Below are 16,855 nucleotides of genomic sequence, written 5' to 3'. Positions count from 1 at the left end.
CTTCTCATTCCATCTCTATTTTCAATATATTCTATTTATAAATAATTATGATTGAGCACAAACTTATATATCTAACCGGATTTATGACCAGCGGTAAAAGTACAATCGGACCGATACTTGCAAATGTGCTCGGTTGGAATTTTTATGACCTGGATAAAGTTATTGAAGAAAAAGAAAATAAATCAGTAGTTGAAATTTTCGATATCAACGGAGAAGCATATTTTAGGGATGTTGAAAACAAAACATTGAAAGAATTATCCGAACAAGCAAACACCGTTATCGCGCTCGGTGGTGGGACTTTAACCAACGACGAAAATTTAGATATAATTAAAAATTCGGGTATTTTAGTTTACTTAAAAGTGTCGCCCGAAGTTTTATATAAAAGATTAAGAAACAAAATCGATCGTCCTTTATTTAAGGATTTGGTTCTCGGTGAGAAAAGCGAAGAAGAATTTGTACAAAAAATTGAAGATCTCCTCGAAAGAAGAGAAAATTATTATAACAAAGCCGATCTAATAATTAACACTGATGAAACTAGAATTGGTTACACTGTTGATAAAATTGCTAAACAAATATTGAGTTTACTAAATGGAAAAAATTAAAGTAGATCTAAAAGATTATCCTTACGAGATAGTAGTCGGTCAAAATATTTTTGAAAACTTATCGGAAATTGTTGATTCAAAAAAACTTAACAAACATATATTTTGTTTGATCGATAAAACAGTTTACACTCTCTACAAAAATGAATTAGAAAAAGTATTCACTCCGCAACCCGGAAAATTTTCATACTTAACGATTGATTCAAAGGAAAAGAATAAATCGCTCTCAACTTTAGGTAAGATATATTCATCGCTAGTATTACCTAACTATGGAAGAGATTCACTGCTTATTGCAATCGGCGGTGGAATAATTGGTGATTTAGGTGGATTTGCTTCTGCAACTTATTCGCGCGGGATTCAATACATTCAAATTCCAACAACACTTTTAGCAGCGGTTGATAGTTCTGTCGGTGGAAAGACCGGAATAAATTTTGGTAAGACTAAAAACATCGTCGGCGCTTTTTATCAACCCAAGTTTGTTTTAATCGATACGGAATTTCTTAAAACACTTTCTCCGCGGGAAAGAATTAGCGGCGTAGGTGAAATTGTTAAGTACGCATTTCTAATCGGTGATGATTTCTATAGTTACGTTGATAAAAATTTAGAGAAGTTGATCGAACTCGACAACAAAGTTGTGACAAAAGTTATTTCGGAATCCGTAAAGTACAAAGGAGCGGTTGTAGTTCAAGATGAAAAAGAAGAATCGGGATTAAGAAAAATTTTGAATTTAGGTCACACTTTCGGGCATGCAATTGAAATTGAACAAGGACACAAACTTAAACACGGTGAATGTGTTATAGTCGGACTGGCGTGTGCATTATATCTATCACATAAACTCGGTTACTTGAATGATAAAAAATTGGTAGAAGGACTAACTCTTATCAAACGAGTTTCGAACAGTATAAAAATTAAGAAGTACGACAGAAAGAAAATTATGAACTTGATGAAACGCGATAAGAAATCCAAAGACGAAGTTTATAGATTTGTTTTACTGCAAGATTTTGGAAAAGTATTAGTTGATGTTGAAGCCGAAAACGATGATGTTAACTGGGCTATTAAAACCGGGATTAAGTTTTTTCAATAACTGATGAAAAAAGCATTCATATTTATTCTAATAATCATTTCAATTTCCTTAACAGCTCAAGTTAATAGAGAAACTCGTGCTGTTTGGCTCACTACAAACTTTCGTCTTGATTGGCCTCCAACTTCAACCGATCCTAAAATTCAAAAAAGTGAATTAAAAAAAATCTTTGACGATATTAAAAGTAAACGTCTCAACACTGTTTACTTCCAAGTAAGAAGCAATGGAACCGTGATGTTTCGTTCATCGTTTGAACCATTATCACCTTATATAAGCGGTGAAGTTGACGGAAAATCATCATACGATCCACTTAAATATGCTATTGAATTAGCTCACGAAAGGGGAATTGAAATTCACGCTTGGGTAAATGTTGTAAGGTGTTTTACCGGAAATGAAAAATTTATTTTTGAGCATCCGTATCACATCGCGCAGAGAAAACCTCAGTGGGTAATTGAAAACAATCGTGACGGAAAATCATATTGGCTTGATATGGGCTTGCCCGAAGTTAGAACTTATCTCATAGCAATTTTTGATGAGCTTGTAAAAAATTATGATGTTGACGGATTACATCTGGATTTTTTGCGTTATCCAGGCAAGGATTTTAACGATGACTTTTCATTTAATCTTTACGGTGAAGGACTTTCACTTGATGATTGGCGTAGAGATAATTTAAATGTTTTCGTAAAAGAACTATCGCAAAAAGTTAAATCCGTAAAACCGCTTATAAAAATAGGAGCTGCACCAATCGGGATTTATAAAAACAGCTCAAGCGGCAGCGGATTTGAAGGTTATGGTGAAGTTTATCAAGATTCAAGAGAATGGCTTAAACAAAAATGGATTGATTATTTAGTTCCGCAAATTTATTGGCCGTTGGAAGGTCCGCCCAGATTTGATAAACTTGCTCTTGATTGGACAAATGACACATTCGGAAGAAGTGTTGTCCTCGGTGTTGCGCCTTACAAACCGGAAGTTAAAAAACAATTAAAAAGAATTATCGATTTTACACGCACAACAAAAGCCGACGGAATTGCGTTTTTCCGGTACGGCAATATTAAGGATGTTTTTCCATTTACAAATGATTATGTCGCACTTCCGGCAAAAATGCCATGGATTGAATCTTCTATCCCGCTTGAACCGGCTAACTTAATGTTCAACTACGATTCGTTCGATGCAAGTATCGTAACTTTGGAATGGGAAAAACCAACTTATTCAAATCAACTTGACAGCACAAGTTATTTTGCTCTTTATAGTTTACCGGATAGAAATGCCAAGCCGAGCGGTGATACACTTTTTGAAATTATTTCATCGGATAAAAATTCAATTAAAATTGCCATAGATAAACCGAAAAGAATTAACTATTACTTCACACTAAAATCTCTTAACAAACTTTGGAATGAAAGTATAAATACATCAAATATGGTTGAAGTTACATTCCGGGAACTAAGTGTTGTCGCCGATATGAATAAGATTTATGAGAGCCCGGTTCTTGTAAAAGAAAAAAATGAAACACCAAAAATTTTGCTTTACTCAAATAAAGAAGATCAAATAAAAATTCTTGATTCCGGCGGTAAAATTGTAAAAGAAGCTAATGTCTTTGCCGGGAAGAATATCATTTCTTTAAATACATCTGATACTGAAAGTTTGATAATTCAGTACGTTAGTTCGGGTAAAGAAGTTAAGTTGCCACGTTAGTGATTTTTTGACCACACTTGTTGTAGTTCATCCCTCCTGAAAGACAATGAAAAACATGAAATTAAGTTTATAGTTTTTAATTATTCCTTCTTATAATTAAAATCGCACTAATTATCCACGAAAGGGTAAAAATTCGTCTCCATTATTTTTGATAGTTTATTAAACATGATAAAATTCAAAATAGAATTTTTTTATTGCCATTTAATATAAAATTATTCATGTTATAAGGGGAGAATAAAGTCTTTAGTTCATTTAATTAATTAAAGTGTAATTTTAAATAGGGAGGGGAAATTTTTGATTCATCGTAATCATAGTATTGGTGTATTGGTGAGAAAATTTATATGGTTTTTTCAGGATCGATTAATTATTAAGGAGAAATTGAAGTGAAGAACAAATATTTATTCATTTTATTCATATTGTTCATATCACTGCTTGTTAGCAGTTGTACACATACTATTTCAAAATATAGTAATGAACAGGAACTTGAGTTTTATAATAGAATTGGGAAAATATGCGAGAGCAAGGATGATATTACAGTTGAAACAGTTGATAAGGTTAAGTATCAGGGGGGAGAATTGAGTATTACCTTAGATACTACCAGTTTTATTGACTATAGAACTAATCAATTTATTGTTAAGAATACACAAGAAATATCATCCATCAGTTTTTCTGAAATGTCTCGCGGAGCTTTTGAAGGTTTTTTGTACGGGGCAATGATAGGAGGGGGTGTAGGTTTGTCTAGTCAATTAATAAACTTAGGAGGTGCCCCTAAGGGAGATATTTATTTTATTCTTTATTCAGCAATAACAGGTGCTGTTGCTGGTGTAATTTATGGATTAATTAATCCTAGCAAAACAATAATTAAGATCAATTAACTTTAATGGAGAGGTACGAGAAAGTCTATTGGTATAGTGGTATTTTGTCTTCTTTCACTTAACACAATTTTTGCTCATAAAGAGGAAGTTCATCAATATATGGTGCGTGAAGCGTATAAATTGCTTAAGAACTATGTTGGTCAGGAATTATGGGAAATGAAAGACCATGTTGGTTATAGTGAGCAAGGTAATGGTCAGTTTAACCCTGGCGGTCTATTAGTAATTGGAGCGTATCAAGAAGATCATACAGATGCAACGAACGAAGGATATGGCTTTTTGGGTTGGTTTGTTACAAATACTCATTTTTGGGATCCGGATCAAGGTGATAATTCGACGTTTGATTATGCTGGAAACTCATATTCTAATGCATATAAAAAGGCTAAAAAATATGTATATGGTGGATATGAATTAAGAGTTCCTTATCCAGCAAATCAAATTATAGAAGCTTATACGGCTCCAACAAATATATTTCAATTCTATAAAGATGGTCTAATATTCTATAGAGGCTATTACAACTCTTTAGGACAGTTTATTTCCCGTAATCGATGGATACTGCCTCTCTTGAATTCAGAAAAAAGGTGTTTTGGGAAATATTGGGCAGGGTTTGTCATCTATTAGGTGATATGTCTGTACCTGCCCATGTTCACAATGATCCACATCCACCTACCAATCCAGATTTTTACGAAAATTATATGAGTAAACCATGGAATTATTATCAATGGACATTTCAAAATGCTTTAGATCAAGGAGGTGTAATAATCCCAAACAGTTCAAATCCCTTAAAGTCTTTGTTTTATCCAGTTGCACAAATTGCAAATTTTTTTAGCAGTAATGATGTGGATGGCAATGATACAAATGGAATTAATGATTCCTTCCAGCTTTATCCGGGACTTTCGGAAATGCTGCAAAATTTAAATAATGAATTTAATGGTCCTCCAGATAAAACAATTCAATGGCTTTCTGGGACCTCAGATTACGCTTTCGTTTACGGAATTCGTGCAATTGCTGGGTTGCTGCTCTGGATTGCAGACGAATGCAATTTAATCCCACCTCCACTATCAATTCCACCAATAATATCTGGACTAAGCCAAACTCCTGATCCAATCTGTTAAAGTTCATACGGATATGTATACTGCAATTTATCGCAAGGGAACGGAACATTAACTTATACTTGGTCAGCTACAGATTTACCCGCAGGAGCATACATAACTCCTGATGGGAACAAATGTAAAGTAACATATTCAACTGCATTATCAGCAAAGGATGCGGGTGTAGATCAAATCATGGCGCCGATAGCACAAATATATTGCACAGTATCAAACTCAGCCGGATCAGACAATAAATCAATGACTCCTTCATTTAGTACAAATTGCGGGGGCTGCCCAACTTTAGCATTTAACAATGGCACAGAGAAAGCGGATGAGAATACATTATTAATCAATTCACTCTCAAACCCCGATGTTGATGTAACCGATTACTACTTGATTAATACTTCCGATAAATACAATAACGGTAATATAGAATTCATAATCCACGAACCTACAGAAGAACATAGCTGGTTTGATGAAATAGAACTGTGGGAATTAAAAGCAAATCACGGGGAGTTTATTGCTGTAACCGACGAAGGTGAATTTGTTAACTTTAAAGAGACAAAAAGAAATTATAAGTTTATACTGAATAATGAAACAGATATAACTGATTATCTTGAAGCAGAAGATGGTAAAATGTATCCGTTTATGCCCGGTGATCTTTTACGAATTGAGATAGAAAAAAGTAAAACACAAGGAGTGATTCAAGAAACCGAGACAATGTATGCAACAGCCATCGGAATAATACCGCCTCCGGTTGAGAAAGTTGTAGCAGGAAATATTTATGTAAAAAATTCTAAGAACAAACTCCCAAATGTAACAGGTGAAGATTATGGGTTAGGCGGATTTTACTTCCGGGATAACCTTAGCACAGTCTCAAAGAAGATAGGTGATTTAACTGACGATGATGCAGTTGAAATAGTCTTCAATAACATAACTGAAATTGATTATTTTGTCTTAACCGGAAACTTAAAGACAATAAAAGCAGAAAAACTTGAGCTAATAAGCTCACAAAAGGGTAGTGAAAACTTACGTAACAGTTTACTAACAAAAGACGGCAGCTATGCAGAATTATTCCCCGGTGAGGAAATTCGGTTTAAGTATAATACCCAACAGAATTTTGATAAAAAGGAAAAGATAAAACATGTTTTAAAGATTGTTGGCCGATATGAAAAAGAAGAAAATAGCGGACTACTTGCAAGTAAAGGTAATGATGATGGAATATCAAATGATGATGAAGAACTACCTAAAGAAAACAAGTTATTTGATAATTATCCAAATCCATTTAACCCGACAACAGTGATAAAATATGAGATAAAAGAACCTATGCATTTAAGTTTGAGAATATTCGACTCACTTGGAAGGTTGGTTGAAGTTCTTGAAGAAACGACAAAATCAGCAGGCAGACATGAAGTTAAGTTTGATGGAAGGAATCTATCGAGCGGATTTTATCTCTACCAACTGACATCAGATAATTTTAACTTCACGAAAAAAATGTTGTTGGTCAAGTAGTACCAAGTACCCAATACAAAGAATGGAACTTGAAAAATCCCACAATTTATAAGCTTGTGGGATTTTGTTATTCTAATTGGAGGTTAGAGTGAGAAAATTTATTTCGGTTTTCTTTTTATTTATAGTAACCAATAATGTCTTTCCTCAAGAAATCGATTCCACCAATTCAGCTAATGAAAATGAATTACGAAACATCTTTGTAACTTTTAATACTGGCATCTTGGAGTTTATTTCAGTCGGGATCGGTTATCAGATGAATGATGATTTTTCGATTGCGTTAAAAGGGTCGGCAACTTGGATCGGCTCCTCAGCAATGGGGCTTCCCAATAGTGCTAGTGGATTTGGGATTAAAGCATCGTATCACAAACCTTTTCTATTTTTTAATACAACCTCAATCGATTATCTAGTTTATTTTAATAGTACTTTAGACTGGGAAAGTAAGAAACAGCCCTGGAAGCTTGGTTATGAACCATTCGTAAAAGGACATTATTTTGAATTTAATGTCGGAAAAGAAAATATCAAGAAAAACGGATTCAATTTTTTCTGGTCTATTGGAATATGTGTAAGTGCCGCTAAAGAAGCACATATTCTTGTAAGTCCATCACTGAAAGGAGGCGTTAATTTTAATTTTTAGGTTGAATAAAGATAGATAATCTTTTCTCGGCTGAGAGGACCATTCCTCGATATGGGTAGTATTTTAATTTACAAAAAAAGTAAAAATAATTTTAAAACTATAAGAGACTAGAATGCAAAAAATAAAAACAATTTTTTTGATAATAGTGCTAAGCGGTATAAGTCTGTTGGGATTTCAACAAACAAATAAAAGTATTGATAGTCTATTTGCTCTTATGGATAAAGTAAGTTTAAATACGCAGAATGATTACGAAATGATAAAAGATTTACAATCTGATACAACATTTATAATAAAATTGGAAAATTACCTATACCAGTGTTATGCTTTTTGGCCGATGGAATTTGAAAGAGAATTACTTGAAAGAATTGAAAGTTGGGAAAAGTCACAAGAGAAACAGAGTATAAAACCAAACATTTTATTGGATTCACTCAAAAATCAGCTCATTATTAGATACGGTAAAAAGTATGTATTATACCTGGAAACACCATATTTCCTTAAAATAAGAGCATTAGACATACAACGATCTGAGTATGTTGTAAGTAGACCAGGAAGAGAAATAAAAGTCCCCAAGATAAATCTTGTGGTTGAAGTAATCGATGTGCTTAAAGGTAATCACGCCTACTCAAATGGGGATATTATAACCGTAAGTTACCTGCCTCATACATTTAAAGAATCACCGCAACCAAATTTTGAAATAAATTCTATTTATGCCTTTCCATTAAAGCACTGGTTTAGACCGTCAATGGCTAATTATGATGAACTAATGATGAAATTAAACGGACTGGATACATTTTATAAAATTGAGAATGGGAATGTGACCATGCCTCTCTTGTACTCAGAAAATAATCAAAAATCTTGGATCGATTTTAAAAAAATACTAGAGAAAGAATATTTTTTTAGGGAAAATGAATTTAAGGGGGTGAATAAGTGAAAAGAATAGAATTCGTATTAATTTTCTTCCTCAGTTCTGTATCATTTTATTTCACTAAACAATGTCCAATTGATTTCACTAGGTTTATTTTCTCTTAATGCGATTCATTAATGATAGTTTCACGGCTGTCGAGTTCATTCATCGACATAGGTAAAAGTTTATTTTAAAAAATTAACTATCTCAAAACCGGCAAAATTATTTAAAAGATAATCAATCGGTATTCAGTTTATATTTCCAGTCTACCCCAAATTGTTTTCTTCTCTCACTTCAAATTAACCCTTGCTATGTTACGTAAATTAATCAAAAATACCCTTGTTATGCTGCAAAAAATTATTAAATTTACCCTTGTTATATTACATAAAGGTGAAAATTGATAAAAAGAAACATATATGAAGATCTTCTGAAGTGGAAAGAAAATCCCTCACGGAAACCGCTAATTATACGCGGAGCAAGGCAAGTTGGAAAAACTACTTTAATAAAGTCATTTGCAGAAGGATATAAATATAAAATTCTACTTAATCTTGAAAAATCATCTGATAAACAAATTTTTGAAGAATTTAATAATGTTAAAGACATTATTGATGTTCTTCTCTTAAAGTACAATTTAACTACCGAGAATATAGATGGGTTACTTCTTTTTATTGATGAAATACAAGAATCTCCTAGAGCGATAAAATTATTGAGATACTTTTATGAAGAGTACCCGAAGATTCACGTAATTGCCGCAGGGTCACTTTTGGAATTTTCCTTAAAAGAAATAGAAAATTTTCCGGTAGGTAGAGTTGAGTATCTCTATATGCATCCAATTAATTTTTTAGAATACTTAAGTGCTATAGGAAACCGTAATATTCTTATGCAGCTAAATAAGATTCCGGTTGAAAAAAATGCTCATTCAGTTTTGATGGAACTTTTTAATAATTATGCAATAATTGGTGGAATGCCGGAAATAATAAAAACTTATGTTGAAAAGAGAAGTTTGGCAGACTTAAAAAGGATTTATGAGAGTCTTTGGGAAACTTTCAAAGATGATATGACAAAGTATGCATCAAATAAGACAGAGTTGAATGTAATACGGCACATAGTAAATACTGCTTATCTCAACTTAGATGAACGAGTTAAATTTCAAAATTTCGGAAACTCAAATTATAGATCGCGTGAAGTCGGTGAAGCAATGAGAACATTGGAAAGTGCAAGATTTTTATTTTTAATATATCCTTCAACAGAAGTGCAAATTCCGATAAAACCGGATATGAAAAAATCACCGCGATTACAGTTTTTGGATACCGGATTAATTAATTATAAAAACGGGATTCAAAATGAACTATTAGCGATTAAAGACTTGAGTACATATTACAAAGGATATTTAATTCCACATATTGTTACACAAGAAGTTATTTCTCTAAACAATTTAACTAATACTAAACCAAATTTTTGGGTGAGAGAAAAAACTCAATCATCAGCGGAGGTTGATTTATTAATTCCATTTCAAGGGAAAGTAATTCCAGTCGAAATTAAATCGGGAAGTGTCGGTAAGCTAAGGTCGCTACATCAGTTTATGGAAAGAACAAATCATAAATTTGCTGTGCGGATTTACGGTGGTGAATTTTCAGTTCAAAAAGTAGTATCGCCAAATAAAAAAGAATTTCTATTGATGAATATGCCTTATTATTTGGGGACAAAAATTTTTGATTATCTAGAGTATTTTATTACAAGTAATTGATTATGAGCTGGGACAGAGTAGCAGCTTATAATCAATTAAGAATAGAAGAAAATTAAAAAGATATCAAGCACTATTGCTTGATCGAAATTTTCTAGCAGCATCTTCTAATTTAATTCATCTCAAATATTTCTCAAACCACTCCTTCCTCATTCTATCAACTTCTTTTCTGTGTCCTTTCAAGAAATGATCTCCGTCTTTCAGCATGACTAATTCGAATGGAATGTTGTGCTCTAAAAGTTTGTAAGAAAGATCAAGTGAATCATGAGGTAAAACTCTGTTATCGGCAGTTCCGTGTATTAATAAAAGGGGAGTGTTCTTCGAGAGCTTGTTCGCAAAATTTACAATTGATCTCGATTCACATTTTTGATTGAAACTCCCCGTACCGTGCTTACCCATTGTAACTTCATATAATTTTTTCATGAATTTACTTTCATCGGAATTACAACGAAGATTAGCAATACCTCCGGTTACAACGGCACACTTAAAATCGTGATCTTTTGTTAAAGTTAAATAAGTCATCATACCGCCGCGGCTCCATCCTTCAATTCCCCAATTCTTTGTATCAGCACATTCGATTTCTTCTGCGACGGATTTTAAATTTATGACATCATTTACATCACTTCCGCCGAATTCATCTTTTCCTTCACCACCATCATTACCACGATATTGGGATGTAAGAACAACATAACCCCAACTTGCAAGCTGACCGAAAATTCCTCGTGCGTTAAAAGAATCAATCGCACCGGCATTACCTATTCCGCCGCGACACCAAATTATACATGGATATTTTTTTGAATCGTCATTCGGCTTTGCGATATATCCTTTTACTTTCAAACTATCGGATTCATAAGTGATCTTTTCCACGGTTGTATTATCTATAGTTTCATTTCCCCAACCGCTTCGTATCATCTTCTCTTGAATAGGGGATAGTTCGATTACTTTTCTATCAATAATTTTTGACATGATTTCTCTTAGTAAAATGTGTTAAATTTGTTCGTGCTTAAATAACAAAGATACTCATACAATAAAAATATGTCTAAAAAGAAAAAGGTTATCAAAAAAAATTATATGCCGCATTATATTACATTGTTTTTAGTGCTATTGATCGGGGGATATTTCATGTTCGGTAATTCAAACGATGAATCCGCAGAAAATAAATTTTCCGGTCATCAACAGTTTGATTTCAGAAAAGACGGTGAACTCACTTTTCAAAATTCTGACGGAAAATTTATTTCTAAAATTGATGTTGAAATCGCCGATGATTTAGTGGAACGCGCTGTTGGTTTAATGTATCGCGAAAAATTAGAATCTGATCAAGGCATGCTTTTTATCTTTCCTAACGAAGAATATCAATCCTTTTGGATGAAGAATACTGTACTTCCGCTCGACATACTATTCGTAAATAAAAAAATGGAAATTGTCACTATCCATAGAGACACAACACCTTTTGCCGAAACATCTTATCCATCCACTGCTCCTTCGATTTATGTCGTAGAAGTCAACGCCGGATACACCGTACAATTTGGAATTAAAGAAGGTGATAAAATTAGCTGGAGATTGAATTAACAATAATTTATTTAGGAAATTGATTTACTTATAATTATATATGAAACCGATTTTTTTAATGGATTTGTAACTTGAGAAGTACGTTTTTGCATAGAATATTTTTATTACTGTTTGTATTCCAAATTACAACAGTTATACCATTTCATTCACTTGGATTAAAAGATAAATCTCCTGAAGCAATCATTACTTTTGCAAACGAATCTGCTGAACTACTTCCAAATAATTTTCGCTTAACAAAAAGAATTTCCGAACGAACAATTGAATATAAAATCAGCGATTCTGAACAAGCTGCTACTTGTAGTAAAGGAGCATCGATTTTTTATATTCACAATCAGTTTTTACCTCGATCGTTATCACTTCAAATAATTCATACTAGTTGCAGTACTTCGTACTTTTCATCGGCAATCTGAGTTTTATTGAAATATCGTCTGTAGTAAAAAAAAATATTTCATTTAAAACTTGGAGAATAAAATGAGTACGCAAAAGAAGAATCAACTGAATACTGATAAAACAACCGATTTTAGTTTTTATGTCATGGTTGGTGCTTTAGGAATAGGATTTCTTGTTTCGATAGGATTTGTGATCTTTTCTTTATTTTAATTATACAGGAAATAAAAACCCAACTTCTCTAAGAAGTTGGGTTTTTTGATATTTACTTATTTATTCTGTTCGGCAATTAGGTTTAACGCGCTTCCGGCTCGGAACCACTTTATTTGATTTTCATTATAAGTATGATGCAATTTAACTTCTTCAACCGATCCGTCCTTATGATGAATCTTAAGAGTCAATTGTTTACCAGGAGCTAATTCTTTTAAGCCGATTATACTTAGTCTATCATCCTCTTGAATTTTATCATAATCACTTGGATTTGCAAAAGTAAGCGGAAGCATCCCTTGTTTTTTCAGGTTTGTTTCGTGAATTCTCGCAAAACTTTTTACAATAATTGCTTTGCCATTTAAGAAACGAGGTTCCATTGCGGCATGTTCACGACTTGAACCTTCGCCGTAGTTTTCATCACCTACAACAACCCAACCCAAACCTTCGGCTTTATAATCACGAGCAACTTGCTGAACTTGTTTGTATTCGCCGGTTAATAGATTTTTAGTTTCACCGGCTTTTCCTGTATAAGCATTAATTGCACCGAGGAACATATTGTTGGAAATGTTATCTAAGTGTCCACGGAATCTCAACCAAGGACCAGCCATCGAAATATGATCGGTAGTACATTTACCTTGTGCTTTTAGTAATAATGGAAGTTCGTTGTAATCTTCACCATTCCAGGGTTCAAATTTTTCAAGGAACTGAAGTCTTTCACTATCATCTTGAATAATAACATCAGTTTCCGGATGACCTTCACCTCCGGGTACATAGCCACTTTCGCCTTTATCAAATCCTTTTGTCGGAAGTTCTAATCCTTTTGGCGGATCTAATTTTATTTTTTCACCTTTTTCATTTTCTAATTCATCAGTTTCAGGATTGAAAGATAATCTTCCGGCTAATGCAAGAACTGTTGTTAATTCCGGACTTGCAACGAAAGCTAAAGTTTCGGCATTTCCATCATTTCGTTTTGCAAAGTTTCTATTGAATGAAGTAACAATTGTATTTCGTTCACCATTTTTTATATCCATTCGTTTCCACATACCTATGCAAGGTCCGCATGCATTTGCTAACACAAGACCGCCTACATCAGTAAGAATTTTTAATTGTCCGTCTCTCTCTATTGTAGCTCTGACTTGTTCTGAACCTGGCGTAATTGTGAATTGTGATTTTGTTTTTAATCCTTTATCCAACGCTTGTTTTGCTATACTTGCAGCGCGGTCAATATCTTCATAACTAGAGTTTGTACAGCTTCCTATTAATGCTACACTAATTTTATCCGGGTAACCTTCTTTTTCAACGGCTTCTTTAATTTTTGATATCGGCCAAGCCAAATCCGGTGTGAACGGACCGTTTAAGTGTGGTTCTAATTCACTTAGATTTATTTCTATAACTTGATCATAGTATTTTTCCGGATTAGCGTGAACTTCATCATCGGACTTAAGTAAATCTTTATGTTGCTCGGCTAATTCGGCAACATCATTTCTGCCGGTTGCTCTAAGATACTCAACCATTTTATTATCGAATTCAAAAATTGAAGTCGTCGCACCAATCTCTGCTCCCATGTTACAGATTGTTCCTTTACCAGTGCACGAAAGTGATTGTGCGCCTTCACCAAAATATTCAACAATAGCGCCTGTTCCACCCTTAACGGTAAGAATTCCGGCAACTTTTAAGATAACATCTTTTGCCGAAGTCCAACCATTCAATTTACCTGTTAGTTTAACACCGATAAGTTTCGGCCATTTCAATTCCCACGGCATTCCTGCCATAACATCAACTGCATCTGCACCGCCCACACCGATTGCAATCATCCCGAGACCACCAGCATTCGGAGTGTGTGAATCTGTCCCGATCATCATTCCACCGGGGAATGCATAATTTTCTAGGACAACTTGGTGAATAATACCGGCACCCGGTCTCCAAAATCCTACACCGAATTTTTTTGAAATACTTTCTAAGAAATCAAACACTTCCTTGTTCTCGTCTTTAGAACGAAGTAGATCATCTTTTGCACCAACTTGTGCTTGAATTAAGTGATCGCAATGAACTGTTGAAGGAACGGCAGCCGTTTTTCTTCCTGAGTGCATAAATTGCAACAAAGCCATTTGAGCCGTTGCATCCTGCATTGCAACTCTATCGGGAGATAAGTCGGCGTAATCTTTTCCTTTTGCAAGTTCTTTTTTAGGTGAATCCCATAAATGTGCATAAAGAATTTTTTCAGAATAAGTCATTGGCCGGTTAAGTACTTTGCGGGCAGATTCTTGTTTTTCTCTCATACCCTCGAAAACTTTTTGTATCATATCTAAATTTTCAGTCATTTTATCACCTTTTGTATTTTAATTTGTGCGAATATAGTGAAAATGAGGGACTTTTTCTCAGTGGGATTTTGTAAAGCGACGATCCCTCGTTGCTTACCCTAACTTATTTGGTAACCCCAAAGCAAGCGACCAACGATGGCCGCTTTACAATTTAATACAAACCCTTTTCAACCAGCTCACAAATAATATGAGCCACTGTTATATGACCTTCTTGAATTCTTTGAGTATTTGTGGAGGGGATAATAATTGGAATATCAACTTTGTCTTTACACTTTCCACCGGTTCCGCCGAGGAAACCGATTACCTTCATTCCTTTTTCTTTTGCTTTATCTATGGCAAGTAAAATATTTTTTGAGTTTCCGCTTGTAGAAATTGCAATTAATACATCACCGGTTTGACCGAGACCTTCAACATTTCTCGCAAACACATTTTCAAATCCAATGTCGTTACCGCCGGCTGTCAGGTTTGATGTATCGGTTGTTAAGGCTATTGCGGGAATTGCCGGACGATTAATTTCGTGAGATAATCTTATCATAAATTCCGCAGCTATGTGCTGACTATCGGCTGCGCTTCCTCCGTTTCCGCAGAGTAAAAGTTTATGTCCGTTCTTAAATGCCTCAATCAAAATATCAACCGAGTGTAGGATTTCAGTCGAACATTCTTTCTCAATCTGCAGTTTTACTTCTGCACTTTCCGTGAGTGATTCGTGTATGAATTTTTGTTTATCCATCAGCATAATTATTTAGACTTAGTTTTGAAATAATTTCTTTATCGAATGTAATAAATTCCGTTTTGAATTCGTTAGCGACTTGAATGTAAATTGAATCCAAACTTTTTAATCCATATTGTAAACTTAATTCTATTGAATCCATTAAACGTTTTTCGTTAAGTTCAATACTTTGGAAATGAGTTAGTCTGCTTAATTCTTTTATTACGCTGTTGACTAACTTGTGATTATTAGTACGTCTTTTAATTGCACTGGAAATTTCAAGTAAAGTAATACTAGGTTGGTAACAGAGAATCTTATGTTCTAATATTTTTCCCCATAATATTTTTGCTCGATCAGAGTAAACTTCAGTCTTTAATAGATAGGAAATTATTACAGAACTATCTACTGTATAAATTTTTTTTTCACTTACTACGTTGAGCACGTATTTCCTCTAATGCAGTGAGTTTATTATCCCATGCCTTGGAAATCTCTTCTCGTAACTTTTCCCATCTTTGAATAGTTTTTCGAACTTCAGGACCAGGCTTTTTTTTATGTTTTTTCTCTTTTTCCATTACTTAATATTCCTTTGGAATTGAACTTATGAAAAAATTCGTTAAATCTCATGCGGCACTTTTTTATGCACCGCATCCGCAAACTCTTTTATTTTATTCCAATTACTTTCATCTTCAAAATGATTACCAGCAACAATTATGCTTGCACCGTTTTGAACTTTTTCACCGGCTGTTTGAGCGTCTTTTATTCCGCCGCCGACTATAACAGGAATTGAACAAGTTTTTGAAACCAATTTAACCATTTCATTTGGAACTGAATCTTCTGCTCCGGAACCGGCTTCCAGATAAATTAATTTCATACCCATAAATTCCGCGGCTAGAGCTGTTGATGCGGCAATTTCCGGTTTATTTCTCGGAATTGGAAAACTATTACTTATATATTGAGCCGCGGTTAGTTTACCAGATTCAATCAACATGTAACCTGTTGAAATTGTCTCAACACCGATTTTCTTTATATAAGGAGCGGCTAAAACATGTTTACCAATTAACTGATCGGCATTTCTGCCGCTTATAACTGAAATAAATAATAGTGCATCGGCATTATTTGTTATTTGTTCAACACCACCGGGAAATGTAATTACCGGCAGCGAACAATTTGATTTAATCATTTCAATCGTTTCGTAAATATTGCCATCGATGAGCAGACTTCCGCCAATTAAAAATCCATCTACTCCGGATCTTTCACAATGTTTTACAAACTCAGCAGTTTTATCTTTTGAAAGTTTATCCGGATCGATTAAGATTAAAAATGCCGCACCTTTTTTTGCGATCGTATCTTGTAAATATTGATATGTTTTCAATTGCTTTGTTCTTTATTATAATTGAATTGAAAAATAAGAAAGATTAACAAAATTCTCATATAATTAAATTATTTTATAATATGGCTAAAAAAAGAAATGTAAAAGATAATTTTAACTTCCCAAGTCATTGTGATTTTTCATGTAAACACGCTGATTTC

General features: G+C 33.9%; 19 protein-coding genes. 13 read left to right on the top strand and 6 right to left on the bottom strand.

Annotated features, from left to right (window positions below; genetic code table 11):
* Positions 1-47 precede the first annotated feature (47 nt).
* The 10 genes from QY331_13085 to QY331_13040 all read left to right on the top strand — a co-directional run bounded on the left by QY331_13085 (position 48) and on the right by QY331_13040 (position 10,132).
* Entirely contained in the window at positions 48-602 is a 555-nt protein-coding gene (locus tag QY331_13085) for a shikimate kinase (GenBank protein ID WKZ68887.1), read from the top strand.
* Complete coding sequence (gene aroB, locus QY331_13080) at positions 589-1,683, top strand: 3-dehydroquinate synthase (protein ID WKZ68886.1); 1,095 nt, start codon at positions 589-591, stop codon at positions 1,681-1,683. The genes QY331_13085 and aroB overlap by 14 nt, the downstream gene beginning before the upstream one ends.
* A 3-nt stretch (positions 1,684-1,686) precedes the next feature.
* A complete protein-coding gene (locus tag QY331_13075; protein WKZ68885.1) occupies positions 1,687-3,372 on the top strand; it encodes a family 10 glycosylhydrolase in 1,686 nt (561 codons plus the stop codon).
* A gap of 383 nt (positions 3,373-3,755) precedes the next feature.
* The gene (locus tag QY331_13070) at positions 3,756-4,247 is read left to right on the top strand and encodes a hypothetical protein (protein WKZ68884.1); all 492 of its coding nucleotides are present in this window, start codon (positions 3,756-3,758) and stop codon (positions 4,245-4,247) included.
* A 99-nt stretch (positions 4,248-4,346) separates the two neighbouring features.
* Entirely contained in the window at positions 4,347-4,865 is a 519-nt protein-coding gene (locus tag QY331_13065; GenBank protein ID WKZ68883.1) for a hypothetical protein, read from the top strand.
* A gap of 5 nt (positions 4,866-4,870) precedes the next feature.
* On the top strand, positions 4,871-5,359 hold the full coding sequence (locus tag QY331_13060) for a hypothetical protein (protein ID WKZ68882.1): 489 nt from the start codon (positions 4,871-4,873) through the stop codon (positions 5,357-5,359).
* 171 nt (positions 5,360-5,530) lie between these two features.
* Positions 5,531-6,847, top strand: a complete 1,317-nt coding sequence (locus QY331_13055; GenBank protein WKZ68881.1) for a T9SS type A sorting domain-containing protein — start codon at positions 5,531-5,533, stop codon at positions 6,845-6,847.
* An 88-nt stretch (positions 6,848-6,935) separates the two neighbouring features.
* Positions 6,936-7,481, top strand: coding sequence for a hypothetical protein (locus QY331_13050; GenBank protein ID WKZ68880.1), 546 nt, complete (start codon positions 6,936-6,938; stop codon positions 7,479-7,481).
* Positions 7,482-7,593: 112 nt separating this feature from the next.
* The gene (locus QY331_13045) at positions 7,594-8,412 is read left to right on the top strand and encodes a hypothetical protein (protein ID WKZ68879.1); all 819 of its coding nucleotides are present in this window, start codon (positions 7,594-7,596) and stop codon (positions 8,410-8,412) included.
* 370 nt (positions 8,413-8,782) lie between these two features.
* Entirely contained in the window at positions 8,783-10,132 is a 1,350-nt protein-coding gene (locus QY331_13040) for an AAA family ATPase (GenBank protein ID WKZ68878.1), read from the top strand.
* Between the two features lie 114 nt (positions 10,133-10,246).
* Here QY331_13040 and QY331_13035 read toward each other — a convergent pair whose 3' ends face one another.
* Positions 10,247-11,095: a prolyl oligopeptidase family serine peptidase gene (locus tag QY331_13035; protein ID WKZ68877.1), complete on the bottom strand. Its 849-nt coding sequence runs from the start codon at positions 11,093-11,095 to the stop codon at positions 10,247-10,249.
* 156 nt (positions 11,096-11,251) lie between these two features.
* Between QY331_13035 and QY331_13030 the strand changes: the two genes are divergently transcribed.
* The 3 genes from QY331_13030 (at position 11,252) to QY331_13020 (ending at position 12,298) form a co-directional block, all read left to right on the top strand.
* A complete protein-coding gene (locus QY331_13030; GenBank protein WKZ68876.1) occupies positions 11,252-11,698 on the top strand; it encodes a DUF192 domain-containing protein in 447 nt (148 codons plus the stop codon).
* 86 nt (positions 11,699-11,784) lie between these two features.
* A complete protein-coding gene (locus QY331_13025) occupies positions 11,785-12,108 on the top strand; it encodes a hypothetical protein (GenBank protein ID WKZ68875.1) in 324 nt (107 codons plus the stop codon).
* Positions 12,109-12,169: 61 nt separating this feature from the next.
* Positions 12,170-12,298, top strand: coding sequence for a hypothetical protein (locus QY331_13020; protein ID WKZ68874.1), 129 nt, complete (start codon positions 12,170-12,172; stop codon positions 12,296-12,298).
* A gap of 56 nt (positions 12,299-12,354) precedes the next feature.
* Here the strand turns inward: QY331_13020 and QY331_13015 are convergent, their stop codons facing one another.
* From QY331_13015 to QY331_12995, 5 genes are all read right to left on the bottom strand, one after another.
* A complete protein-coding gene (locus QY331_13015) occupies positions 12,355-14,616 on the bottom strand; it encodes an aconitate hydratase (protein WKZ68873.1) in 2,262 nt (753 codons plus the stop codon).
* 151 nt (positions 14,617-14,767) lie between these two features.
* Positions 14,768-15,346 (bottom strand): D-sedoheptulose 7-phosphate isomerase, encoded by a 579-nt coding sequence (locus QY331_13010; protein WKZ68872.1) that lies wholly within the window; start codon positions 15,344-15,346, stop codon positions 14,768-14,770.
* Positions 15,339-15,767, bottom strand: coding sequence for a type II toxin-antitoxin system VapC family toxin (locus QY331_13005; GenBank protein WKZ68871.1), 429 nt, complete (start codon positions 15,765-15,767; stop codon positions 15,339-15,341). Before QY331_13005 ends, QY331_13010 begins: the two co-directional genes overlap by 8 nt.
* The gene (locus QY331_13000) at positions 15,748-15,897 is read right to left on the bottom strand and encodes a hypothetical protein (protein WKZ68870.1); all 150 of its coding nucleotides are present in this window, start codon (positions 15,895-15,897) and stop codon (positions 15,748-15,750) included. The genes QY331_13005 and QY331_13000 overlap by 20 nt, the downstream gene beginning before the upstream one ends.
* Positions 15,898-15,938: 41 nt before the next feature.
* On the bottom strand, positions 15,939-16,697 hold the full coding sequence (locus tag QY331_12995; GenBank protein WKZ68869.1) for a geranylgeranylglyceryl/heptaprenylglyceryl phosphate synthase: 759 nt from the start codon (positions 16,695-16,697) through the stop codon (positions 15,939-15,941).
* Between the last annotated feature and the right edge of the window lie 158 nt (positions 16,698-16,855).

It is taken from the genome of Melioribacteraceae bacterium (assembly GCA_030584085.1).
In the GTDB taxonomy this organism is placed as follows: domain Bacteria; phylum Bacteroidota; class Ignavibacteria; order Ignavibacteriales; family Melioribacteraceae; genus SURF-28.
The sequence above is the reverse complement of the archived record's forward strand: the minus strand, read 5'-3'. Positions and strand labels throughout refer to the sequence as shown.

Bases quoted from the DNA above. Each gene is read 5' to 3' on its own strand.
- QY331_13035 (WKZ68877.1), bottom strand. From the start codon at position 11,095: ATGTCAAAAATTATTGATAGAAAAGTAATCGAACTATCCCCTATTCAA.
- QY331_13060 (WKZ68882.1), top strand. From the start codon at position 4,871: ATGTCTGTACCTGCCCATGTTCACAATGATCCACATCCACCTACCAAT.
- QY331_13020 (WKZ68874.1), top strand. From the start codon at position 12,170: ATGAGTACGCAAAAGAAGAATCAACTGAATACTGATAAAACAACCGAT.
- QY331_13065 (WKZ68883.1), top strand. From the start codon at position 4,347: ATGGTGCGTGAAGCGTATAAATTGCTTAAGAACTATGTTGGTCAGGAA.
- QY331_13045 (WKZ68879.1), top strand. From the start codon at position 7,594: ATGCAAAAAATAAAAACAATTTTTTTGATAATAGTGCTAAGCGGTATA.
- QY331_13015 (WKZ68873.1), bottom strand. From the start codon at position 14,616: ATGACTGAAAATTTAGATATGATACAAAAAGTTTTCGAGGGTATGAGA.
- QY331_13000 (WKZ68870.1), bottom strand. From the start codon at position 15,897: ATGGAAAAAGAGAAAAAACATAAAAAAAAGCCTGGTCCTGAAGTTCGA.
- QY331_13055 (WKZ68881.1), top strand. From the start codon at position 5,531: ATGGCGCCGATAGCACAAATATATTGCACAGTATCAAACTCAGCCGGA.
- QY331_13010 (WKZ68872.1), bottom strand. From the start codon at position 15,346: ATGGATAAACAAAAATTCATACACGAATCACTCACGGAAAGTGCAGAA.
- QY331_13030 (WKZ68876.1), top strand. From the start codon at position 11,252: ATGTTCGGTAATTCAAACGATGAATCCGCAGAAAATAAATTTTCCGGT.
- QY331_13075 (WKZ68885.1), top strand. From the start codon at position 1,687: ATGAAAAAAGCATTCATATTTATTCTAATAATCATTTCAATTTCCTTA.
- QY331_13085 (WKZ68887.1), top strand. From the start codon at position 48: ATGATTGAGCACAAACTTATATATCTAACCGGATTTATGACCAGCGGT.
- aroB (WKZ68886.1), top strand. From the start codon at position 589: ATGGAAAAAATTAAAGTAGATCTAAAAGATTATCCTTACGAGATAGTA.